Origin of the sequence: Pseudomonas sp. RW10S2, from assembly GCF_014268985.1 — a bacterium.
Classification (GTDB): domain Bacteria; phylum Pseudomonadota; class Gammaproteobacteria; order Pseudomonadales; family Pseudomonadaceae; genus Aquipseudomonas; species Aquipseudomonas wayambapalatensis.
On the sequence record NZ_JABWRO010000001.1, the window covers coordinates 127,431 to 148,980 of the forward strand.

Below are 21,550 nucleotides of genomic sequence, written 5' to 3' on the forward strand. Positions count from 1 at the left end.
GGTTAGGGGAAAAGCCCCGATCGCAGCAACGGCTGCACGCAGCCGTGCCGCAAGTACACCTCAGTGCCCCGCCGAAGCCGGCCCTGCCTTGGCCGTGAAGGGCGGGCGAGCCAGCCACACCAGCAAAATCAAGGCGCCGAACACCCAGGTCAGCAAGGTGAAGTAGTCCACCGTCGACATCATGTAGGCCTGGCTGTTGAGGATCTGCTCAAGCTGCGCATAGCTCTGCGGACTCGCCCCACCGAGTTGCTCTAGGGTGTGACGCGTTGCCGGGTCGTACTGACTGATGTGCTCGCTCAGGTAGGCATGGTGCTGGTCGGCCCGGCGGATCCAGATCCAGGTGGTCAGCGAGGCGGCGAAACTGCCGCCCAGTGTCCGCAGGAACGTGGCCAGGCCCGAGCCGTCGGCAATCTGATGCGGCGGCAGGTCCGAGAGCAGGATGGTCAGGGTCGGCATGAAGAACAGCGCCACCCCGATCCCCATGAACAACTGCACCAGGGCGATGTGCAGGAAGTCGACCTCGCTGGTGAAGCCCGCACGCATGTAGCAGCTTGCACCAATGGCCAGGAAGGCGATCCCTGCCAGCAGGCGCAGGTCGAAGCGATGCGCATACTTGCCGACGAAGGGCGACATGATCACCGGCAGCAGGCCGATCGGTGCTACCGCAAGCCCCGCCCAGGTCGCCGTATAGCCCATCTGCGTCTGCAGCCACTGGGGCAGGATCAGGTTGATGCCGAAAAAGCCCGCATACCCGCCCACCAACACCAGGGTGCCGATGCGGAAATTACGGTGCACGAACAGCCGCAGGTTCACCACCGGGTGCCGATCGGTGAGCTCCCAGATCACGAAGATGGCCAGGAAGACCGCGGAAATCAGGCTACCCACCACGATGAACGAGGACTCGAACCAATCCAGGTCGTTACCCTTGTCGAGCACCACCTGCAACGCGCCGACACCGACGATCAGCGTCAGCAGGCCGATGTAATCCATGGGCTGGCGGCTGGTGGTCACCGGACGTGTGCGCATCTGCTGGCGCACCACGGCGGCCGCGAACAGACCGATCGGTACGTTGATGAAGAAAATCCACGGCCAGCTGTAGCTGTCGGTTATCCAGCCGCCGAGGATGGGCCCGGCAATCGGCGCCACCACCGTCACCATTGCCAGCAACGCCAAGGCCATCCCCCGTTTGGCAGGCGGGTAGACAGCAATCAGCAAGGTCTGGGTCATCGGGTACAACGGGCCGGCAACAACGCCCTGGAGCACGCGAAAGCCCACAAGCTCGGGCATCGACTGGGCGATACCACAGAGGAACGACGCCAGCACGAACAGCAAGGTGGCCCAGATGAACAGCTTCACCTCGCCAAAGCGGCGGCTCAGCCAGCCCGTCAGCGGCAGGGCAATGGCATTGCTTACCGCAAACGAGGTGATGACCCAGGTGCCCTGCTCGTAGCTCACCCCCAGATTGCCGGAAATGGTTGGCAACGCCACGTTGGCGATGGTGGTGTCAAGCACCTGCATGAAGGTTGCCAGCGACAACCCGATGGTGGTCAGCAGCAGGCTCGGCGGGGTGAACTGGGCGGATGCGCCGTTGCTCATCGCTGCGCCGTCTTGCCACTGGCGGCGCTGTTGTCATGGATCAGCTGGGCGATCAGACGATCGGCCTCGGCCAGTTGGCGGTCATACACCTGGGTGGTGTAGCTGGCCTGCTGCGGTGGCTGTTGGGCCAGGGCCGGGCCACTCTGGTCGTGCAGGTCGACCTCGACCACGGTGGACAGGCCGATGCGCAGCGGATGATCCTTGAGCTGCTCGGGGTTCAGGTGCACGCGCACCGGCACACGCTGGACGATCTTGATCCAGTTGCCCGTGGCGTTCTGCGCGGGCAGCAGAGCGAAGGCACTGCCGGTGCCCGCGCCCAGGCTGTCGACCGTGCCGCTGTACTTGACTTCGCTGCCGTACAGGTCTGCGGTGATCTCCACCGGCTGGCCGATACGCATGTCACGCAGTTGGGTTTCCTTGAAGTTGGCGTCGATCCAGACCTGGTCGAGCGGAATCACCGCCATGGTCGCGGTGCCTGGTTGCAGGCGCTGCCCCAATTGCACGGTGCGCTTGGCGACGTAGCCGGTCACCGGCGCCACCAACGTCGTGCGAGCGTTGTCCAGGTAGGCCTGGCGCAGGTCGGAAGCGGCCGCCATCACCTCCGGGTGCGAGGACACCACGGTGTCGTCGATCAGCGCAGTGCTGGTGTTGAGTTGCTGGCGGGCGTTGTCCAGGGCGCTCTGCGCGGCGGTCAGGTCGTCGCGTGAGTGCGACAGTTCTTCTGCGGCGATCGCCCCGCTGTCAGCCAGGACCTTACGGCGGTCGTAGTTCTCGCGGGCCTTCTTCAGTTCGGCCTGGCGCGTCTGCACCTGGGCCTTGAGCGCATCGACGTTGCTGTACAAGCCGCGCACCTGGCGCACCGTGCGCGCAAGCTTGGCCTCGCTGGCCTGCAGGGCCACCTCGCTGTCACTGGGGTCGAAGCGCAACAGCACCTGGCCGGCATGCACCAGGTCGCCATCGTCGGCGCCGATGCTGGTGACGGTTCCCGTCACCAGCGGCGTGATCTCCACCACATTACCGTTGACGTAGGCATCGTCGGTGCTTTCGTGCCAGCGCCCGATCAACGTGTACCAGGCCCAGCCGGCAGCGCCGGCCAATATCAATACCAGCAGCAGGGCCAGCAGCCAGGTCTTGCGCTTGCGCGTGGCGTCGGGCGCTTCAGCGGGAGTGGGTGCATCCGAGGGTGTGGCCATGAGAGTACCTTTGAATCAAGTCGGATCAGGGGTGCGATCGCCGAAACGGGCAATCGTCAACGGGTCGCTGGCGGCCAAGAGAATCTTTGCCAGCAGCGTCTCGAGGGTCTTGAGCTCGTCGGCTTCGAGTGAACCGACCAGCTCGTTCATCGCCATTGCCCCGATCTCCGGCAGGCGGTCAGCCAAGCGTTGACCGTCTTCGGTCAGCACCAGCCGCACCTGGCGACGGTCGTCGGGGCAGCGGTTGCGCAGGATCAGGCCCTTCTGCTCGAGGCGGTCGAGCATGCGCGTCATCGAACCGCTGTCCAGCCCCAGGCAGCGGCACAGCTCGGCCGGGGTATCCACCTGGTACTGGGTCACGATGATCAGCACCTTGAACTGCGCAGCGGTAACGCCATCAGCTTCCAGGTGCCAGTCGAGAATGCGGTCCTTCAATAACGAGGCGCGGCCGAGCAACATGCCAATGGCGCAGGTCTGGAAATTTTCCGGGGTGAAATGGGCCATCGGCATCGCTCAACAAAGATGTTAGAAAATATTACTGCCTAGGCAGTTAATGTCAAAGCTTTTATTAGCAGGCTATCTAAGTCATTGTTCCGCCAGCCCTCTCGGTTGTCTCCATGCGCTTGCGCCGGAAAACCGACGAAAAAAATCGCAACTGATAGTCATTCGCCATTATCTCGGTTCTCGCGGAGCCCTTCTGGAAGGTAGAATGCGCAAAACCGGGAGCCGCAATGAACCAAGACCGCTTCACCCCCCTCGACGACGATGCCATCACCGATGCCGCTGCGCATTGGTGCATGCGCCTGCACGCCGAGGACTGCTCGGCCGACGAGCGTGAGGCGTTTGCTCAGTGGCTGGCCGCCGACACCCGGCATGCCGAGGAATACCAGGCGATGCTGGAGATCTGGCAGACCGCCGACATGCTGCCGCGTGCCGCCAACGTGATCGAACTGCCTGCGGCCAGACCCCGCCAACGCAACTGGCGCCCACTGGCGTCAGCCGCGGTGATCACCCTGCTCGCCCTACCCCTGGCCGGCTGGATTGGCTGGGAGCAAGGCTGGCTACCCAATCGCTACCAGCATTTCGACAGCGACCAGCAGGTGCGTACAGTGCAATTGCACGACGGCAGCCAGGTCGAACTCAACCTGAACAGCGAGCTGCGCTACCTCAACTACAAGGACCGGCGCCAGGTCGACCTGATCCAGGGCGAAGCCTTCTTCAAGGTGACCCACGACAGCGAGCACCCCTTCATCGTGCGCGCCGGTCACGGCCAGACGCGGGTCACCGGCACGCAGTTCAACGTGTGGAAGTACGAAGACCAGGCCAAGGTGACGCTGGTCGAAGGCTCAGTGCTGGTTTCCAGCAATGGTGGCGAAGGCGGCTACCGCCTCGGCCCCGGCATGCAGGCCAGCTACCGCATCGGTGACTTCGAGCCGCAACTGGCACAGAGCGACGACTATGCCAACAGCCTGGCCTGGCGCAGCGGTCGCCTGGTACTCGACAACCTCAGCCTCTCCCAGGCATTGCCGGTGATCAACCGCTACCTGGACAAACCCCTGCTGCTGGCCGACAGCAGTGTCGGTAACATCCGCATCAGCGGCATCTACGACACCCGTGAGGTCAGCCGCCTGGTGGACAACCTGCCCAAGGTCCTGCCGATCTACCTGACCCGTAACGACAACGGCAGCACGGTCATCAATCGCATCCTGCCGTCCGCCGACAAAGGGTGATGTGCGCTGCCGAAATGGCAGGCGTAAAAAAGGCGCCTCATCGAGGCGCCAAGACATTCACCTGCAACCAAAGGAGCGCAAGGCTTCTGAAGGTGAATGGGCTCAAGCTCAAAGAATCGACAACGGATACTCGACGATCACCCGCACCTCATCCAGGTCGGACTCGAACGCCGTCGCCCGGGTGGTCGCCTGGCGCACGCGCAGCGAGAGATCCTTGGCCGCGCCGGTCTGCACCACGTACTTGACCTCGATGTCGCGCTCCCAGCGCTTCTGGTCGGTCAGCGGATCGCCATTGCCGTCGCGACGCATGTAGTAGGCGTTGGCGTTCGAGTAATCCGCATCACTGCCGCGCCCATAACGGGTCATGAACGACAGCCCGGGAATCCCGTACCCGGCCATGTTCAGGTCATAGCGCAGCATCCATGAGCGCTCCTTGGGCGAGTTGAAGTCGCTGTACTGGATGGAGTTGTCGAGAAAGATCGAGTCGGACTGGCGCAGATAATCGAAATCGTCGTCGCCATTGTTGCGTTGGTGGGTCAACGCGAGGGTGTGGGCGCCGTAACGCACACCCACCTTGGCGCTCCAGATGTCGTTGTCGAAGGTGCCCAGGCGTTTGCGCCCTTCGTCCTTGGCGTTGTAGAAGTTGAAGCCACCGATCAGCGCCAGCTCATCGCTCAACGGCCAGGTAACGCTGGTACCGGCGTAGTACTGGTTCCACACATCCTTCAGGCGGCTGCCGAACAGGCTGACGCTGACCTGTTCGTTGACGGCATAGTCGCCGCCGCCATAGGCGATCCATGGCGAGTCCACAGGCCCGCCGTAGAAGGTCGCGAAAGACTCGCGCATGTCGCTGGACATCGGCTGGCTCATGGCATGCAGGCGCCCGGCCTGCAGGTTCAGGCCCGCCAGGCTGGTGTTTTCGACGGTCACGCCGCGAAAGCTCTCCGGCAACAGGCGCGAATCCCCTGCGGCGACCACCGGGTTGGCCGGAAACACATCGCCCACCCGCAGCACCGTGTCGAACATTCGCACCTTGGCCGCGCCGCCGAGCTTGCTGTATTCGTCACGCGCCTGGCCGTCGCGATCCACCGGCAGTACATCGAACGAGCTGCGTCCACCGTTGCGTCCACCTCCGCTGTCGAGCTTGAGCCCGAGCATGGCAAAGGCATCGACCCCTACCCCCACGGTTCCCTCGGTGAAGCCGGACTCGAAGCGGGTGATGACGGCATGCGCCCAGGCTTCGGAATAGCCATTGTCGGGCGCCTTGGCCCGGTTGTAGGTCGGCGCCACCCCGTCGCGGTTGTCACGGTTGAAGTAGAAGTTGCGGTTCAGCACGCTCAGGCGGCTGCCCTCTATGAACCCTTCCTTCGCAGCGTCCTCGGCCCACGCCGAAGGACCGGCCAGCGCCACCAGCGCGGCCAGGGAAAGTCCTGGACGGTATCTCATGCGATGCTCCTTCGATAACGGCTGTTGTTCTTGTCAGGCCGTTGCGCAGGTGCGTTCGCGGCCAGCATCGATGCTCGCCGCAGGTGGATAACGGGAAGGTGATCGGCACATTACAATCGCGTCATGCGTGCGGACCTTTCACAACTGTAAGGCTGTCGTCATGTCCCTGTTGGCTGCTGCTCGCTAGCGTGATCCGGAAACCACAGCCCGTCCGGAGACACCTCATGAAACGACTGAGCACAGCGATCGCCCTGTTCCTGCTGGCCTTCGGCGTCCAGGCCACCGGCTTTTCCGCTCAGCGCAGCGAGCAGTTGCTGCAGGCCCACCAGCAAGCCGTGGCCGCCTACGCCATCAAGCGCGACAAACCCATGCCGGAGATCGTCGACTACCGCTACGGCATGCCACTGGATGTTGCGCGCCTGGTGCGCCAGTCGGGCGACCCGCGCACCTGCGAGGTGGTACCGCGCCTGATGACCTTCGAGGACAGCCAGGGCACCTTGCGTACCGTGCGTTATTCGGTGCAGTCCGAATGCATCAACAACAAGTGAAAACCCGACACAGGCTCAATTGCCCGTCAAGGTCACGTCCACCAGGCGCATGCTGTCGCGTCCACTGCGCTTGGACTGATACAGCGCGGCATCGCTGTGTTCGATCAGCGCCGTGAGGCTGGCCGGCGGATGATCGAACAGGTTGGCACCGATGCTCAAGGTCACCGCCATCGGGGTGACGAAGGATTGTGCGGCGATGTCCTGGAAGCGCTCACGAAGTATCGCGCCCAGCACCTCGACTTCGTCGCGGCGCGCATTGCCCAGCAGAATGACGAACTCATCGCCACCCAGTCGCGCGGCCAGGGCATTGGCCGGCAGCAGGCCGCGAATGGTTTCGCTCAGCGCCACCAGCAGCCGGTCACCGGCGGTGTGACCGTACAGGTCATTGACCAGCTTGAAGTTGTCGATATCGATCAACAGCACGGCGCCAGGGCGCTCGTGGCTGGTCGCCTGCAGCAGCACCGGCGCGCGCACTTCCAGGGCGCGGCGGTTGAACAACGCCGTGAGCGGATCACGCGCGGCCAGAAGCGCGATGCGTTCCTCGCGACGGTAACGCTCGGTGCCAGTCATCGACAGGGCGATCAGCATGATCGCCATCGCCCCTTCGATCAGCGAGATCTGGATGATTTCCCCGCGAAAGGCCGCAAGATCGAGCAAGGCTCCCGGAATCACCACGGTCAGGGCCTTGATCACGTAGAACAGCCCGTGGATCAGCATCACGTAGCGCAGTTGCACCGCCCCCACACTCAGCGACGCACCGTGCGGCCGCAGCAGGAAACTGGCACGCAGCGACACCAGCGCCACCAGCAGCGAATTGACCACCAGCATGATCTTGGACCACGACGGCCCTTCCGGCAGCAGCAGCAGGCTCACCCACAGCAGCACGACCAGCAGCCAGCCCCGTGACAATCGCACTTCGGTGAAACGGGCAACGCCCAGCAGGAAGCAGAAATGCGCGAACACCAGCAGACCGTTGGCGAACCAGATACCAATCAGCAGGAAACCGTTCATGCGCAGCAGCGCGAGGGTGGAGCCAACGGTGATGGTGGCGAAACCGGCACTCCAGTAGAGCAACGACGACTCGCGCACACTGCGCCATTCGATCGTCAGGTAAAGCGCCGCCGCTGCCGCGAGGGCAACGGTCAGGGCCAGGAGGGTTGGGGGGTCGAGCGTCATTGACCGGCGTGCCTGTCTTGGAGTGCAAAGGCGGTGATTGTAAGCGCTCCCGGCAGGATTGCAGAGTGCCACCTCATCGGATTACTGCCCGGAAAGGAAGGTGACCAGTTGCCTGGCATGGGAGCTGAGACCTTCCCAACTGCGAAAACAGATGCGCAGCTCAAGGGTGGCCCAACGCTCCTCCAGTGCCACCCGGCGCACTGCGAGCTCCTGCTCGGCACGCACGGCAGCGATCTCCGGGACAATCGCCAGCCCGGCACGCTGGGCGACCAACTGGGCAATGGCCTCGAAACTGGGCGCACGCACGCGGATCTTCAGCGGCATGGCCAGGTTCATCGCCAACTCCTCGACGAATCGCTGCATGGCGCGCTCTGCCGGCAGGCAGACGAAGGCATGATCCAGCGCATCGATCAGCCGCAATTGCTCACGCCCGGCCAGCTCGTGATCGGCGGGCACCAGCAGCACCAGGCGCTCGGTGCGAAACGGCAGCGATACCAGGCCATCGTTGACCAGGTTGCCGTCGAACACGCCGATCTCGCACTCCCCGGCCAGCACCACGCGCAGTACATCGACACTCTTGTGCTCGACCAGCAGCAGGTCGACTTCGGGGTAGTCGGCCAGGAAAGGCCCGAGTACCGCTGGCAGCAAGGTGCTGTTGGTGACCGTCGAAGCCGCCAGGCGCAAGTTGATGCGCCGCTGGCCCGCCAGCTCCTTGAGCGTGTCCTGCAGTTTCTGCGCCTCGCCCAGCACCCCACGGGCCGACTCCAGCACCAGCCGCCCGGCAGGGGTCAACTGCATACCGTCGGCCTTGCGGGTGAACAGGGTCAGACCGCTACGCTCCTCGAACAGGCGCAAGCGCGTGCTTGCCGCCGACACCGCCACCGGAAAACCGGCTGCGGCCTTGCTCAGGCTACCGGTCGCAGCGATGGCAGCCAACAAGCGCAGGTCTTGAAGATCGAAGTGCATGGGGTTTCTCCAAAAGCGAACGCCATGTTCCAGAAAAAGCGATTCTAGCTTTCGGGCCTTCTATTCAGAATAAGCCTCTGACTTATTTTGTTGCGGATTCAGCATGAGCAGCCTGCGTACCTCTCTTGAACGACACCTGCAAAACGGCAGCCTCTATGCAGTCCTGGCCGCCCTGGGTTTCAGCTTCAAGGCGATCTTCGTCAAGCTTGCCTACGCTGCGGGGGCTGTGGATGCAGTGACCTTGCTGGCGCTGCGCATGGGCCTGTCGCTGCCGCTGTTCGCCTGGCTGGTGTGGGCCAGCCGTCGCCCGGCGAGCATCCCGCTGACCCTGGGCGACGGGTTTCGCGTGGCAGTGCTCGGCCTGTTGGGCTACTACCTGTCGAGCCTGTTCGATTTCTATGGTTTGCAGTTCATCAGCGCGGGGCTGGAGCGCCTGATCCTGTTCACCTACCCGACCCTGGTGCTGGTATTCCAGGCCATCGCGATGCGTGAGCGCCCTACCCCGCGCACCCTGCTGGCGATGGGCTTGTGCTACCTGGGGCTGGGCATCGCCTTCGTGCACGACCTGGGCGCCGCCGGCGGCGGGCACGCAGTGCTGGTGGGGTCGCTGTGGGTGTTCGCCAGCGCAGTGACCTACGCGCTGTATTACTCCGGTACCGGGATGATGCTCAAGCGCATGGACTCGATGCGCATGGCCGGGCTGTGTGGTTCGGCATCGTCGCTGATGGTGCTGGCGCACTACCTGCTGGTGGCGGATGTCACCCAGTTGGCGCAATTGCCCGCTGCGGTGTGGGCCAATGCAGCGATGATGGCGCTGTTTTCCACGGTATTGCCGATCTACTGGGTAGCCCTGGCGATCCAGCGCCTGGGGCCGACGCACACTGCGGCGGTCGGCAACCTGGGGCCGGTGCTGACCATGCTGGCGTCCTGGGCCATCCTCAGCGAGGCGATCTCGGGGTATCAGATTGCCGGTCTGGTGCTGGTGTTGCTGGGGGTATCGCGGCTCAAGCCGGCCAAACCCAAGGTGGCCGAGGTGCAGAAGGCTGTCGCCTGAGTCTTGACCACTGCGGTGCTGTTTTCGCGGATAAACCACTCCAACAGGTCTCGGCAAACCTTCAAGGCTTGCGCAACACCTGAGGGAGTGGTTTACCCGCGAAAAAGCGCCCCACGGTCCCGCTTCTACAAATCGAACCGATCCAGCTCCATCACCTTCACCCAGGCCGCCACGAAGTCCTTGACGAATTTCTCCTCGGCATCGCTGCTGCCGTAAACCTCGCTCAACGCCCGCAACTGGGCGTGAGAACCAAACACCAGGTCGACCCGGGTGCCAGTCCATTTCACCTGCCCGGTCTTGCGATCACGGCCTTCGAAGGTCTCGTTGTCGGCCGAGGTCGGCTTCCATTCCACGCCCATGTCCAGCAGGTTGCGGAAGAAATCGTTGCTCAAGGTGCCAGGCTTGTCGGTGAACACCCCATGCTGGCTGCCGCCATGGTTGGCGCCCAACACCCGCAGGCCGCCGACCAGCACGGTCAGTTCCGGCGCGGTGAGGGTCAGCAACTGGGCCTTGTCCAGCAGCAGCTTCTCGGCCTTGACGCTGTACCTGGCCTTGGTGAAGTTGCGCAGGCCGTCGGCCAGCGGCTCCAGCACGGCGAACGACTCGACATCCGTCTGCGCCTGGGAGGCGTCGGTACGACCCGGCCGGAACGGCACGCTGACCGTGTGCCCAGCGTCCTTGGCAGCCTTCTCGACCGCAGCGGAGCCAGCCAGCACGATCAGGTCGGCCAGCGAAATCTTCTTGCCGCCGCTGTTGAACTCGCCCTGGATGTTCTCCAGCGCCTTGAGCACCTTGTCCAACTGCTGAGGCTGGTTAGCAGCCCAGGAACGCTGAGGCTCCAGGCGCAGACGCCCGCCGTTGGCCCCCCCGCGCTTGTCCGAGCCACGGAAGGTCGAGGCTGCCGCCCAGGCGGTGGACACCAGTTCGGCAACGCTCAGACCCGATGCCAGCACCTTGGCCTTGAGCGCCGCGATGTCCTGCTCGCCGACCAGCGGGTGATCGACCTTGGGGATCGGGTCCTGCCAGAGCAGTTCTTCCTGTGGGTTTTCCGGGCCCAGATAACGGGCCAGCGGGCCCATGTCACGGTGGATCAGCTTGTACCAGGCACGGGCGAAGGCGTCGGCCAGTTGCTCGGGATGTTCTTTGAAACGCCGGGCGATCGGCTCGTAGATCGGGTCGAAGCGCAAGGCCAGGTCGGAGGTGAGCATCATCGGTGAATGGCGTTTGGCCGGGTCGTGGGCATCGGGCACGCTGTCGGCACCCTTGCCATCCTTGGGACGCCATTGATGGGCGCCCGCCGGGCTCTTGGTCAGTTCCCACTCGAAGTTGAACAGGTTGTTCAGGTACTCGTTGCTCCAGCGGGTCGGGGTCGAGGTCCAGGTCACTTCCAGGCCGCTGGTGATGGTATCGCCACCCTTGCCGCTGCCGAGCTTGTTGGCCCAGCCCAGCCCTTGCAGCTCGAGCCCGGCGGCTTCAGGTTCGGGGCCGACGTTGTCCGCAGGGCCTGCACCGTGGGTCTTGCCGAAGGCGTGGCCGCCGGCGATCAGGGCCACGGTCTCTTCATCATTCATCGCCATGCGGCCGAAGGTCTCGCGAATATCCTTGCCCGAAGCGACCGGGTCAGGATTGCCCTCCGGGCCTTCGGGGTTCACGTAGATCAGGCCCATCTGCACGGCAGCCAGCGGGTTCTCCAGATTGCGTCCCGCAGGCTCGGTGCGGCTTTGCTCCTGCGCATGCTTGCCAGGCTCGGCCACCAGATCACCCTTGCCAGGTGGCTGGGCCTTGCCGTAGCGGGTGTCGCCACCCAGCCAGACCTTCTCCGAGCCCCAGTACACATCTTCGTCCGGCTCCCAGACATCGGCGCGGCCACCGGAGAAGCCGAAGGTCTTGAAGCCCATCGACTCCAGCGCGACATTGCCGGTGAGCACGATCAGGTCGGCCCAGGAAATCTTGTTGCCGTATTTCTGCTTGATCGGCCACAGCAGCCGCCGGGCCTTATCCAGGCTGACGTTGTCCGGCCAGCTGTTGAGCGGGGCGAAGCGCTGCTGGCCGGAGCCCGCGCCACCACGGCCGTCGGCGATGCGGTAAGTGCCTGCGCTGTGCCAGGCCATGCGGATGAACAACGGTCCATAGTGGCCGAAGTCCGCAGGCCACCAATCCTGGGAGTCGGTCATCAGCGCTGTGAGGTCTTTTTTCAGGGCTTGGAAATCAAGGCTCTTGAACGCCTTGGCATAGTCGAATGCCGGGTCCATCGGATCGGACTGGCTGCCATGCTGGTGGAGAATCCTGAGGTTGAGCTGGTCGGGCCACCAGTCACGGTTGGTGGTGCCGCCGCCTGCGGTTTGATGGAACGGGCATTTCGATTCGTTCGACATCTGCGGGTACCTTATGGGTCGGTTGTCCAGATTTCCGGTCTATGCCAGGTGTTCTGCAGCCCGAGCCGCAAGGCTCGGGCCTTCTCTTCATCAGGTGGTGGTCGGTCTTTTGCCGACGCGGGGCCGCGGCGCTGCACGCGCAAATCGGGAGGCCACGGGAAAGACTAGCCCAGCATGGGCAGAGGTCTAATAGAGCGACTATTGAAAGGCGATAGGCTGGGTCTGTCAGGCCGGGCTTTGGCAGCGCCGCCCATCGACATCGTCGATAGCGACCATGAATATCTTCAAGTTCCACCGCGAGAACCGGAGGCGGAAGATGGCTTCATTGAACCTTCGATGAGGCAACGATCATGGCATCGATCAGCAAAGGCGGCATGCTCGCCGCGATCCTGGCCCTGCTGGCCGCCCTGGGTGGCTGTGCCGCCTCGGCCACCTCGCAGGTGGCGCAACCCTACGGCCACTTCTATTCGGCCACCGAGCTGTCCAGCATGTCGCTGACACCGGGCCAGCATGTCGCCGTGCTGTTGGGCCGCAATGCCTGCGCCACCCTGGACTACCTGCAGCGCCATCGCGAAGCCCCGCCTTCAGTGCCTGGCGCCTCGCGTGCCGTGCAAGTGGCCACGCTCAACGGTGGCAGCCAGGCCTACAGCTGGCTGGCCCAGTCGCTGGCACAGACCTTCGCCGAGGTCACCTTCTACGACGATCTGGATACCCTGCTCGCCGACCACCCCGACGTGATCGTGCTGCTCGATGCCCAGAGCCGCCTCGCCAGCGCCACCAGCCCAGACATCGAAACCCAGGTGGTCGCACGCTTCTACGATGACCAACTGACCTACATCGGCCGCGCCGAAGGTCAGGCCCGTGAAGCGTTGCCCAGTGACATGACGAATCTTGCCCACCAGTTGCAGGTCGAGCAGAACGTGCAGGCCGATGCCCTGCGCAGCTTCGACGCCTCGCTCAAGGCGCTGGTCAACGGCTGACGGTCACTTGCGCCGCTGCATCCAGGCGGCGCCAAGGCCGCTCAAGCAGATGATGGCGATGCCCACGATGCTGGTGGTGTCCGGCACCTGGCCGAACACCACCAGGCCCAGCACCCCCGCAAAGACGATCTGGCAGTAACTGAACGGCGCCAGCAGCGCCGGCGCTGCGTGGCGGAAGGCCTTGGTCAGCAGCAGGTGAGCAGTCATGCCGCAACCGCCGAGCGCGAGCATCAGCAGCACGTGCTGCCATTGCGGCGTCTGCCAGAAGAACGGCACCAGCACACTCATGATCAGGGTGTTGCACAGCCCTGCGTAGAAATTGCTGGTGGTTGGGCTGTCGTGGGCGGCCAGAATCCGCGTCAGCAGCTGATAGAAGCAGAAGCCCAGGGCAGAACCGAAGGGAAACAGAATCGCCGGGGTGAACATCGCCCCGCCCGGATGCACCACCACCAGCACCCCGATGAAGCCCATCACCACCGCCAGCCACTGGCCCGGCGTGACCCGCTCCTTGAGCAGCGGAGCCGACAGCGCAGTGACCAGCACCGGGGCGAGAAAGTTGACCGACGTGGCCTCGGCCAGCGGCAAGTACTGAAGCCCCGCCGTGAACAGCAGGCTGGTGCTGAGCAGGCTCAAGGCACGCAAGGTCTGCAGCAACGGGCGTCGGGTGCGCAGCACGCTCAGCCCAGCCTGGGGCATGAAGATGCCGGCCATCAGCAGCGTATGCACCACATAGCGGGCCCAGACCACCATGATCACCGGGTAGATCCCACCGAGGAACTTCGACAGCCCGTCGTGGCTGGCGAACAGGAACGTCGCGGCCACCACCAGGGCGATGCCGCGCAAGGGGTGGTTGACGCCGGACAGCGGGGTACGGGTGGTCATGCGGATCTCTGGGTGAGGCGAACCCTGCGAGTTTAGAAGAGATGGGGCGTCGGGTGGCAAGTGTTTTTGCCAGCCCGTCAATCCCTGACAATCTGCTTCAAGCGCTCGCTGGCCGGTGCCGGTCGTCCATAGAAGTAGCCCTGGAAGTGCGAACACCCTTCTGCGGCCAGACGCTCCATCTGCTCGACCGACTCCACGCCCTCGGCCGTGGTCTTGATCATCAGGCTGTTGGACAGCTCGGTAATCGCGCGGATGATCGACATCGCCTCGCGGCTGTCGCACATGTCGTGGACGAAAGACTTGTCGATCTTGATCCGGTCGAACGGGAACGAGCGCAGGTAACCCAGCGACGAATAACCTGTGCCGAAATCATCCAGCGAGATCGACACGCCCAGGTCTTTCAGCTCCCGCAGGATGCGCACGTTCTCCTCGCTGTTGCCCAGCAGCACCGACTCGGTGATCTCCAGCTCCAGGCGCTGCGGGTCAAGCCCTGAGTCCGACAGTGCCAGGGAAACGGTATGCACCAGCCCGGTATTCTTGAACTGCACCGGCGACAGGTTGACCGACACCACCTCCTGCCCTTCCCAGGTTGCCGCCTCCTGGCAGGCGAGGTTCAGCACGCGGGCACCAATCTCGTGGATCAGCCCGGTTTCCTCGGCTATGGGGATGAAGTCCATGGGCATGATCATGCCACGACTGGGGTGTTCCCAGCGCAGCAGCGCCTCGTAGCCGGTGACGCTGTTGCTCTGCTGGTCCACCACCGGCTGGTAGTGCAATTGCAGTTGCCCCAGGTGCAGGGCCGTGCGCAGGTCGGTCTCCACCAGGCGGCGCTGGCGTGCGGCAACGTCAAGTTCGACATGGAAGCATTCGTAGCGGTTGCGGCCATTGCGCTTGGCTTCGTACAGGGCCATGTCGGCGTAACCCAGCAGCAGCTCGGCGTTGTCCTGGTCCTCAGGCGCAAAGGCAATCCCGATGCTTACGCCGACAGTGAACTGGTGCCCTTCGATCTGGAATGGCGGGCAGATCGCATCGATCAGGCGCCGGGCGGTATTGCAGGCCGCCTCGCGGTTGTCCAGCCCGGCTAGAACCACGGCGAACTCATCGCCGCCTAGCCGGGCCAGGGTGTCGTGCTCGCGCAGCTCTCGACGCAGGCGCTTGCCCAGGGCACGCAGCAGTTTGTCGCCGAAGGCATGGCCGAGGGAGTCGTTGATGTTCTTGAAGTTGTCCAGGTCCAGGCACAAGGTGGCGGTCAGCTTGCCACTGTCCTCGCCGCGCGCCAGCGCCTGCTTGAGACGCTCGTGGAACAGCGTGCGATTGGGCAGGCCGGTCAGTGCATCGTGATGGGCCATGTGGTGGATCTGCGCGTGGGCTGCCAGCTCCTCAGTGGCGTCCTCGGCGATGAACAGCACGTAATCGGCCTGGTTGTCGCGGTTCTGGCTGAGCAGCGCGCGGCTGCGCAAGGTGCGGGCACCTGCGAGGGTTTCGACACGGGTTTCAGCGGCGTAGCCCTTGGCACTGCGTGCGCCGCGCGCCAACTGCTGCTCGAGAAACTCGGCGGCAGCCGGCACCACGCACTCGGCGGGCAGCGTACCGATCAGGCTCGCCCCCTGGCCACCAAACAAACGCTCAGCCTGCTGGTTGGCCAACAGGATGCGCTGGCTGGCCAGGTCCTGGACGATGACACAGGCCGGAATATTGGCGATCACCGAATCGAGAAACTGCGACAGGGTGCTCATCTCCTGGCTGTACTGCTCGGCCAGTTCCTTGGCCTGCAGAAGCTCCAGCTCGTAGCGGCGACGCTCGGAGATGTCACGGGTCACCTTGGCGAAACCGATCAGTTGGCCGCTGTCCTCGTCATGGATGGCCTCGATCACCACGCTGGTCCAGAAATGCGAGCCGTCCTTGCGCTGACGGACACCTTCGGCCTGGAAGCGCCCTTCCCGCCGTGCCGTCTCCAGCCCATGCTCGGGCAGGCCGCGGACGCGGTCTTCGTGGGTGTAGAACACCGAGAAATGCTGGCCGACGATCTCATCGGCCCTGTAGCCCTTGGCTCGCTCGGCACCGGCGTTCCAGTTGATCACATGACCGGCGCTGTCGAGCATGTAGATGGCATAGTCACGCACGCCCTGCACCAGCAGGCGGAAATGTCGCTCCTGCTCGCGTTGGGCCATCTGTGCATGGTACTGCTCGGTGCAGTCACGGGTGATCTTGGCGAATCCTACCAGTTGCCCGTCGTCGTCATGCACCGCCTCGATCACCACATGGGCGCGCAGCAGGCTGCCATCCTTGCGCAGGCGCCAGCCATGCTCCTCGAAACGACCGCTGCGGCGTGCCTGCTCGAGGTTGGCTTGCGGCAGTCCGGCAGCGCGGTCCGCCTCGCTGTAGAACAGCGAGTAGTGCTGCCCGACGATCTCGCTGGCCTCATAGCCCTTGGCGCGCTGCGCCCCCGGGTTCCAGTTGGCGACAATCCCCTCCGGGGTCAGCAGGTAGATGGCATAGTCCACCACACTCTGGATCAACAACCGGTACATGACGTCGGGGCTCGCGACTAGCGACATGGCATTCTTCCTGAACCTGCGGGGCCGTTTTTCAAGATACTGGCATTATGCCGCTGAGCGACAGGATTTTGTGAAGTGGTTCACAAAAATTCGCGCGTGCGGCACTTCAGTGGCGCACCGCCATGACGCGCCAGGAATGCAGTTGCGGATCATCTTCCAGCGCGATCACCTGCACGGCGCGCGGCAACTCGGCAACGATGCGGGTGCAAAAAGCCATGGACACTTCATCCTGCCGAAAGCAGCGCAGCAGCCAGTCGTGGGCGCCACTGCAAAGCACCTGGGACGCTACCGCCCGGCCGATGCCCTGGCGACGGTAGCGCTTGAGGATGAACAGGTCGGCCAGTTCCAGGGCCTCGACGCCTGGCAGTTCGCTGCGCTCGACCAGCACGAAACCGGCGATGAAACCGTCGACCAGCACCAGGCTGGCGCACCACCCAGGCGATTGCCAGTAGCGCGCCATATGCGCCTCATGCAGGTAGAAACGCCCGTCCGCCTCGACGTCCTCCTGCTCCCAATCGGAGGACTCGTAGGCATAGAACTGGTACAGATTGCGGATGACGTCGGCGTGTTCAGCGCCGGTTGGGAACAGCTCGAATGTCGGCGCTGACATGGGGCGGACTCGCTGAAGGCAGGAGCGCCAATTCTACCCGCCCAGACAGGTTTTTCCAGGGATCGGCACCTCGATCCAAGTCCGTGGCGCCTGTCCTTGCGACAGGCGCCAGGCAAGGCTCATTTCTCTTCCAGCACGGCCCTGCCCTTCACCGCCCGCGGCCCGCGCCAGGCCCAGAACAACAGGCCGGGGAACGGCGCCCAGACCACGAACACGACCCACAACATCTTGCGCTCGGCACGGCGCTCGCTGCCGATGATGTGCCATATCGCCCAGGTCTGCAGAAGAATCACCAGCACTGCGACGAGGATCCAGACCGTTCCGATTTCCATGAGCGTTCTCCTGTGAGCATGTACTGCATTTGTTCACGCCAGGCGCCAAGGGTTCATTCCAATCCGCCTACCGCCAGTGCCAGGGCTCGCGGCATTATCCGGCCAGTGATTGTCTTTCCCCGCAACTCCCAGCACACTTCCTGCGCCCTCGAAGGAAACGGAGTCCGCTGTGCCCACGCCTCGCCAGTTCAGCAAGAAGACTAGCACCAGTAACATGTTGCGGCTCAAATCCGGCGCCAGCGACGAACAGGTGCCGTACCGCGTCGACTTCGTTCTGCTCGAGCATTTTTCCATGGCAAGTTTCACCGTGGCGATGGACGTGCTGGTCACCGCCAACCTGCTGCGAGCCGAGAGTTTCCGCTTCACTCCGCTGTCACTCGAAGGTGACCGGGTGCTCAGTGACCTGGGCCTGGAACTGGTGGCCAGCGAGCTGGACCCGCGCAAGCTCAAGGAGCCCGACCTCCTGGTCATCTGCGCCGGCCTGCGCACCCCGCTCAAATATCCCGAACTCGACCGCCTGCTGGGCGACTGCGCGGTCCACGGCATGGCCCTGGGGGGCTTGTGGAGCGGTGCATGGTTCCTCGGCCGCGCCGGGGTGCTGGGCGACTACGGTTGCAGCATCCACCCCGAACAGCGCGCCAGCCTCGCCGAACGCAGCCCGCAGACGCGCATCACGCCGGCCAGCTTCACCCTCGATCGAGATCGCCTGACCGCCGCCAGCCCCAATGGCGCCATGGAACTGATGCTGGGCCTGGTACGCCGGCTGTATGGCGATGCCTTGGCCGAAGGTGTCGAAGAGATCCTGTCGTTCTCAGGTGCCCGTTATCGCCAGGTCGGGCCAGGGGCGAAGAAGTCCATGAGCCTGCAACTGCGCACCATTGTCGAGCTGATGGAAAACAACCTGGAGGAGACCCTCAGCCTCGATCAGCTGGCCGCCTACAGCGGCCGCTCGCGTCGGCAGATCGACCGCTTGTTCCAGGCCCAGCTCGGCACCTCGCCGCGGCGCTACTACATGGAGCTGCGCATCACCAAGAGCCGGCGGCTGCTGCAGTACTCGGACCTGTCGGTAATGGAAGTGGCGGTGGCTTGCGGGTTCGTTTCGGTGTCGCACTTCAGCAAGTGCTACGCAGCGTATTTCGGCTACCCGCCCTCACGCGAGCAGCGGCTCGGCGAGTGATGCTGCGCCTGGCGATCAGGCGCGGATGTAGCTGAGCACGGCCTCGCAGATCATCTGCTTGTGCCGCAGCTTGATCGCCTCGTCCGCCAGGTCGATCTGGAAGATTTCGCCGAAGGTGTGCCGGTTCGAGACCCGATAGAAGCAGAACGAACTCATCAGCATATGCAGGTCGATGACCTCGATGCCCGCACGGAACATGCCTTCCTCGACCCCGCGCTGCAGGGTGCGCGCCAGTGACTCGAGCACCAGGCTGCTCATTTCGCGGATCACCGGCGCCTGCTTGACGAACTCACCGTAATGGATGTTTTCGGTACAGACGATGCGTACGAAGTCGACATTGTGGTCGTGGTGATCGAAAGTGAACTCCACCAGCCGGCGGATCGCCTGCTCGACCGGCAACGACTCCAGGTCCAGGCTGTGCTCGGTCTTGCGGATGTCGCCATAGAGCTTGACCAGGCATTCCAGGTACAGCTGTTCCTTGCTGCCGAAGTAGTAGTAGATCATGCGCTTGGAGGTGGCGGTGCGTTCGGCGATCGCATCGACCCGCGCGCCAGCCAGGCCTTGCTGGACGAATTCGTGGATCGCAGCCTGGAGGATGTCCTCGCGGGTTTTCTCCGGGTTGTTCTTGCGCGACTTGCGCGCCCCGGCCTCGGACTGACCGAGGCTGACTTGCGGATCACTCATACCGACTCACAGGCTGTTGTTTGGAATGTGCGGGGATTATCCGTGAGCCGGGCGGTGCAGGGAAGCGCAAGGGTGGATGTGGAACGTGCTAGCTGCCCGGGCTCGCGCGCAGCTTGGCCATCGCCGCCAGGCGCACGGCCATGTTCGCCGCGCCATACCCCGCGTAGTCCCCCTTGCGCTGGAGGATCTCGAAGAAGAAACGCCCCTCGAACGGCTCGGTGTACACATGGAACAGCTCGCCGCCCTGCGCATCGCGGTCGTACAGCACGTTGTAGTACGCAAGCTCGCTGAGGAACTCATCGTCGAACTCGAAGCGTGCCGCCAGATCGTCGTAGTAGTTCAACGGGATCTCCAGCAACGGCACGCCAGCCTCCTTGGCCCGCGTGACCTCGGCAAAGATGTCGGCACAGTCGAAGGCGATATGGTGCACGCCCGAACCACGGTAGCTCGACAGGGCGTGGGCGATGGCGGTGTTGCGGTTCTCGGAGATGTTCAGCGGCAGGCGCAACGTTGCGCACTGGCTGCGCAGGGCGCGGCTCTTGACCAGGCCATAAGGGTCAGGCAGCACCACTTCGTCGTCGGCGGTGAAGTCGAACAGGCTCTTGTAGAACAGCACCCAACTGTCCAGACCCTCGGCCGGCAAGGCCAAGGCCATGTGGTCGATGCGCTGCAGCCCGCCATCGGTAGAAGCCGACGGATCAAGGCAGAAGTCGCTGTCGTAGATGCTCTGCCCTGCCCCAGCCCGCTCCACCAGGTAGATCAGGCTGCCATCCGGCGCGCGCACCGCCGGGACTTCCCGCTCGTTGGGGCCGACCAGACCACGGAATGGCTGACCGCGATAGGCCACGGCTCGTTGCAGCGCGGCCTGGGCGTCATCCACACGCAAGGCTGCAGCGCACAGCGATGGACCATGGGCCTCGAAGAAGTTGTGGGCAAAGGAATAGGGTTCGGCGTTGAGCACGATATTGATATCTCCCTGGCGCAGCAGCCTGACCGCCTTGCTGCGGTGCCGCCCAGCCTCGGCGAACCCCAGGCGCTTCAACCACCCACCCAGCCGCGCACCGACCGCGTCATCCACGGCGAACTCGACGAACTCCACCCCGTCATAGCGGCTCGCCGCAGGCGGTGTGAACAGCACGCCGGGTTCCACCGCGACCGACTGCTCGGCCAGGCGCACACGGGCCTTTTCCTCCAGGTACAGCAACGAGCGCAGGCCATCGGCGGCATTCTGACGCGAAGGCGCGGCGCGAAAACCATCGTTGAAGACTTCCAGCGACAGTGGGCCGCGATACCCACTGGCGATGATCGGCGCCAGGAAACCTGCGAGGTCCATCTCACCCTGGCCGGGGAAGCAGCGAAAATGCCGGCTCCACTCCAGCACATCCATGGCCAGGATCGGCGCATCGGCCATCTGCACGAAGAAAATCTTCTCGCCGGGAATATCGCGGATCCCACGGGGATCCCCCTTGAGCGAAAGCGTGTGGAAGCTGTCGAGAATCACCCCCAGCGCCGGATGATCAGCCTCACGCACCAGGTGCCACACCTGCTGCCAAGTGTTGACGTGACGCCCCCAGGCCAACGCTTCGTAACCGATGCGCAGGCCTCGGTCACCGGCATGCTTGGCCAACAGGCGCAGGTCATCGACCAGCAGTTGCTCATCGCCCAGCGCATCGGGCTGCACATTGCTGCACACCAGCACCAGGTCGGTGCCCAGCTCTTGCATCAGGTCGAACTTGCGCGCCGCGCGATCGAGGTTCTTGTGCAGACGATCACGGCGGCAGCCCTCGAAGTCGCGAAACGGCTGGAACAACGTGATGGCCAGCCCCAGGTCCGCACACCGCTGACGAATCTCACGCGGGGCGCCGGCGTAATGGAGCAGGTCGTTCTCGAAGATCTCGACGCCATCAAAGCCTGCGGCGGCGATGGCCTCGAGCTTTTCGGGCAGAGTACCGCTGAGTGAGACGGTGGCGATCGAACGCTGCATGTGGAGTTCCTTGTTGTTTGTACAGGGGCAGGTTCGTCTGACCTGTGAACCTGCTTGTTCTCGACGATGGCAGGATCGATTATTCGCAGGTAAAGTCGTGGCGGCAATGCACTTTGTACGAAATGGTTAGTTTGTGTTCGATAACCGAACAGAAGCCAGCAAGACGAATTGATTCAGCGCAGAACCCTGGACGACCATGGATTCAGTCGCCGCCATCCGGGCTCATGCCTGCCCGAGTGCGACCGCCATCCGACAACCA

At 63.8% G+C, this 21,550-nt stretch carries 18 protein-coding genes; 5 read left to right on the plus strand and 13 right to left on the minus strand.

Annotation, left to right across the window (positions count from 1 at the left end; genetic code table 11):
• Positions 1–60: 60 nt before the first annotated feature.
• From HU729_RS00660 to HU729_RS00670, 3 genes are read right to left on the minus strand one after another with little or no spacing between them, the layout of a single operon-like run.
• Entirely contained in the window at positions 61–1,596 is a 1,536-nt protein-coding gene (locus tag HU729_RS00660; protein ID WP_054891541.1) for a DHA2 family efflux MFS transporter permease subunit, read from the minus strand.
• Complete coding sequence (locus HU729_RS00665) at positions 1,593–2,789, minus strand: HlyD family efflux transporter periplasmic adaptor subunit (protein ID WP_186707844.1); 1,197 nt, start codon at positions 2,787–2,789, stop codon at positions 1,593–1,595. Before HU729_RS00665 ends, HU729_RS00660 begins: the two co-directional genes overlap by 4 nt.
• A 15-nt stretch (positions 2,790–2,804) precedes the next feature.
• Positions 2,805–3,293 carry a MarR family transcriptional regulator gene (locus tag HU729_RS00670; RefSeq protein ID WP_186707846.1) on the minus strand — a complete coding sequence of 163 codons (489 nt, stop codon included), beginning with the start codon at positions 3,291–3,293 and terminating at the stop codon, positions 2,805–2,807.
• A gap of 227 nt (positions 3,294–3,520) precedes the next feature.
• Here HU729_RS00670 and HU729_RS00675 point away from each other — a divergent pair, with 227 nt between their 5' ends.
• Positions 3,521–4,519: a FecR family protein gene (locus HU729_RS00675; protein ID WP_186707848.1), complete on the plus strand. Its 999-nt coding sequence runs from the start codon at positions 3,521–3,523 to the stop codon at positions 4,517–4,519.
• A 108-nt stretch (positions 4,520–4,627) separates the two neighbouring features.
• On the opposite strand, the gene HU729_RS00680 is transcribed toward HU729_RS00675, so the two are convergent.
• Complete coding sequence (locus HU729_RS00680) at positions 4,628–5,965, minus strand: OprD family porin (RefSeq protein WP_186663947.1); 1,338 nt, start codon at positions 5,963–5,965, stop codon at positions 4,628–4,630.
• Positions 5,966–6,189: 224 nt separating this feature from the next.
• Here HU729_RS00680 and HU729_RS00685 point away from each other — a divergent pair, with 224 nt between their 5' ends.
• Positions 6,190–6,513, plus strand: a complete 324-nt coding sequence (locus tag HU729_RS00685; protein WP_186707850.1) for a DUF2790 domain-containing protein — start codon at positions 6,190–6,192, stop codon at positions 6,511–6,513.
• Positions 6,514–6,528: 15 nt separating this feature from the next.
• Here the strand turns inward: HU729_RS00685 and HU729_RS00690 are convergent, their stop codons facing one another.
• Positions 6,529–7,689, minus strand: a complete 1,161-nt coding sequence (locus tag HU729_RS00690) for a GGDEF domain-containing protein (RefSeq protein WP_186707852.1) — start codon at positions 7,687–7,689, stop codon at positions 6,529–6,531.
• An 81-nt stretch (positions 7,690–7,770) separates the two neighbouring features.
• Positions 7,771–8,655 carry a LysR substrate-binding domain-containing protein gene (locus tag HU729_RS00695; RefSeq protein ID WP_186663942.1) on the minus strand — a complete coding sequence of 295 codons (885 nt, stop codon included), beginning with the start codon at positions 8,653–8,655 and terminating at the stop codon, positions 7,771–7,773.
• A gap of 103 nt (positions 8,656–8,758) precedes the next feature.
• On the opposite strand from HU729_RS00695, the gene HU729_RS00700 reads away from it, so the two are divergent.
• On the plus strand, positions 8,759–9,709 hold the full coding sequence (locus HU729_RS00700) for a DMT family transporter (RefSeq protein WP_186707854.1): 951 nt from the start codon (positions 8,759–8,761) through the stop codon (positions 9,707–9,709).
• Positions 9,710–9,834: 125 nt separating this feature from the next.
• Here the strand turns inward: HU729_RS00700 and katG are convergent, their stop codons facing one another.
• The gene (gene katG, locus HU729_RS00705) at positions 9,835–12,084 is read right to left on the minus strand and encodes a catalase/peroxidase HPI (RefSeq protein WP_186707856.1); all 2,250 of its coding nucleotides are present in this window, start codon (positions 12,082–12,084) and stop codon (positions 9,835–9,837) included.
• A gap of 350 nt (positions 12,085–12,434) precedes the next feature.
• On the opposite strand from katG, the gene HU729_RS00710 reads away from it, so the two are divergent.
• Positions 12,435–13,064, plus strand: coding sequence for an ATPase (locus tag HU729_RS00710; RefSeq protein ID WP_186707858.1), 630 nt, complete (start codon positions 12,435–12,437; stop codon positions 13,062–13,064).
• A gap of 3 nt (positions 13,065–13,067) precedes the next feature.
• Here the strand turns inward: HU729_RS00710 and HU729_RS00715 are convergent, their stop codons facing one another.
• The 4 genes from HU729_RS00715 to HU729_RS00730 form a co-directional block, all read right to left on the minus strand.
• Positions 13,068–13,946 (minus strand): DMT family transporter, encoded by an 879-nt coding sequence (locus HU729_RS00715; RefSeq protein WP_186663930.1) that lies wholly within the window; start codon positions 13,944–13,946, stop codon positions 13,068–13,070.
• 77 nt (positions 13,947–14,023) lie between these two features.
• On the minus strand, positions 14,024–16,504 hold the full coding sequence (locus HU729_RS00720) for an EAL domain-containing protein (RefSeq protein ID WP_186663928.1): 2,481 nt from the start codon (positions 16,502–16,504) through the stop codon (positions 14,024–14,026).
• A 106-nt stretch (positions 16,505–16,610) separates the two neighbouring features.
• Positions 16,611–17,114: a GNAT family N-acetyltransferase gene (locus HU729_RS00725; RefSeq protein WP_186707860.1), complete on the minus strand. Its 504-nt coding sequence runs from the start codon at positions 17,112–17,114 to the stop codon at positions 16,611–16,613.
• Between the two features lie 119 nt (positions 17,115–17,233).
• Positions 17,234–17,446, minus strand: a complete 213-nt coding sequence (locus HU729_RS00730) for a PLDc N-terminal domain-containing protein (RefSeq protein ID WP_186707863.1) — start codon at positions 17,444–17,446, stop codon at positions 17,234–17,236.
• A 169-nt stretch (positions 17,447–17,615) separates the two neighbouring features.
• On the opposite strand from HU729_RS00730, the gene HU729_RS00735 reads away from it, so the two are divergent.
• Complete coding sequence (locus HU729_RS00735; RefSeq protein ID WP_186707864.1) at positions 17,616–18,623, plus strand: GlxA family transcriptional regulator; 1,008 nt, start codon at positions 17,616–17,618, stop codon at positions 18,621–18,623.
• A 15-nt stretch (positions 18,624–18,638) separates the two neighbouring features.
• Here the strand turns inward: HU729_RS00735 and HU729_RS00740 are convergent, their stop codons facing one another.
• Entirely contained in the window at positions 18,639–19,307 is a 669-nt protein-coding gene (locus HU729_RS00740) for a TetR/AcrR family transcriptional regulator (protein WP_186663922.1), read from the minus strand.
• An 88-nt stretch (positions 19,308–19,395) separates the two neighbouring features.
• Positions 19,396–21,291 (minus strand): 3-dehydroshikimate dehydratase QuiC, encoded by a 1,896-nt coding sequence (gene quiC, locus HU729_RS00745; protein WP_186707866.1) that lies wholly within the window; start codon positions 21,289–21,291, stop codon positions 19,396–19,398.
• Between the last annotated feature and the right edge of the window lie 259 nt (positions 21,292–21,550).

Excerpts from the sequence above, each read along its gene's own strand:
- HU729_RS00660 (WP_054891541.1), bottom strand. The coding sequence starts at position 1,596 with ATGAGCAACGGCGCATCCGCCCAGTTCACCCCGCCGAGCCTGCTGCTG.
- HU729_RS00665 (WP_186707844.1), bottom strand. The coding sequence starts at position 2,789 with ATGGCCACACCCTCGGATGCACCCACTCCCGCTGAAGCGCCCGACGCC.
- HU729_RS00670 (WP_186707846.1), bottom strand. The coding sequence starts at position 3,293 with ATGGCCCATTTCACCCCGGAAAATTTCCAGACCTGCGCCATTGGCATG.
- HU729_RS00675 (WP_186707848.1), top strand. The coding sequence starts at position 3,521 with ATGAACCAAGACCGCTTCACCCCCCTCGACGACGATGCCATCACCGAT.
- HU729_RS00680 (WP_186663947.1), bottom strand. The coding sequence starts at position 5,965 with ATGAGATACCGTCCAGGACTTTCCCTGGCCGCGCTGGTGGCGCTGGCC.
- HU729_RS00685 (WP_186707850.1), top strand. The coding sequence starts at position 6,190 with ATGAAACGACTGAGCACAGCGATCGCCCTGTTCCTGCTGGCCTTCGGC.
- HU729_RS00690 (WP_186707852.1), bottom strand. The coding sequence starts at position 7,689 with ATGACGCTCGACCCCCCAACCCTCCTGGCCCTGACCGTTGCCCTCGCG.
- HU729_RS00695 (WP_186663942.1), bottom strand. The coding sequence starts at position 8,655 with ATGCACTTCGATCTTCAAGACCTGCGCTTGTTGGCTGCCATCGCTGCG.
- HU729_RS00700 (WP_186707854.1), top strand. The coding sequence starts at position 8,759 with ATGAGCAGCCTGCGTACCTCTCTTGAACGACACCTGCAAAACGGCAGC.
- katG (WP_186707856.1), bottom strand. The coding sequence starts at position 12,084 with ATGTCGAACGAATCGAAATGCCCGTTCCATCAAACCGCAGGCGGCGGC.
- HU729_RS00710 (WP_186707858.1), top strand. The coding sequence starts at position 12,435 with ATGGCATCGATCAGCAAAGGCGGCATGCTCGCCGCGATCCTGGCCCTG.
- HU729_RS00715 (WP_186663930.1), bottom strand. The coding sequence starts at position 13,946 with ATGACCACCCGTACCCCGCTGTCCGGCGTCAACCACCCCTTGCGCGGC.
- HU729_RS00720 (WP_186663928.1), bottom strand. The coding sequence starts at position 16,504 with ATGTCGCTAGTCGCGAGCCCCGACGTCATGTACCGGTTGTTGATCCAG.
- HU729_RS00725 (WP_186707860.1), bottom strand. The coding sequence starts at position 17,114 with ATGTCAGCGCCGACATTCGAGCTGTTCCCAACCGGCGCTGAACACGCC.
- HU729_RS00730 (WP_186707863.1), bottom strand. The coding sequence starts at position 17,446 with ATGGAAATCGGAACGGTCTGGATCCTCGTCGCAGTGCTGGTGATTCTT.
- HU729_RS00740 (WP_186663922.1), bottom strand. The coding sequence starts at position 19,307 with ATGAGTGATCCGCAAGTCAGCCTCGGTCAGTCCGAGGCCGGGGCGCGC.
- quiC (WP_186707866.1), bottom strand. The coding sequence starts at position 21,291 with ATGCAGCGTTCGATCGCCACCGTCTCACTCAGCGGTACTCTGCCCGAA.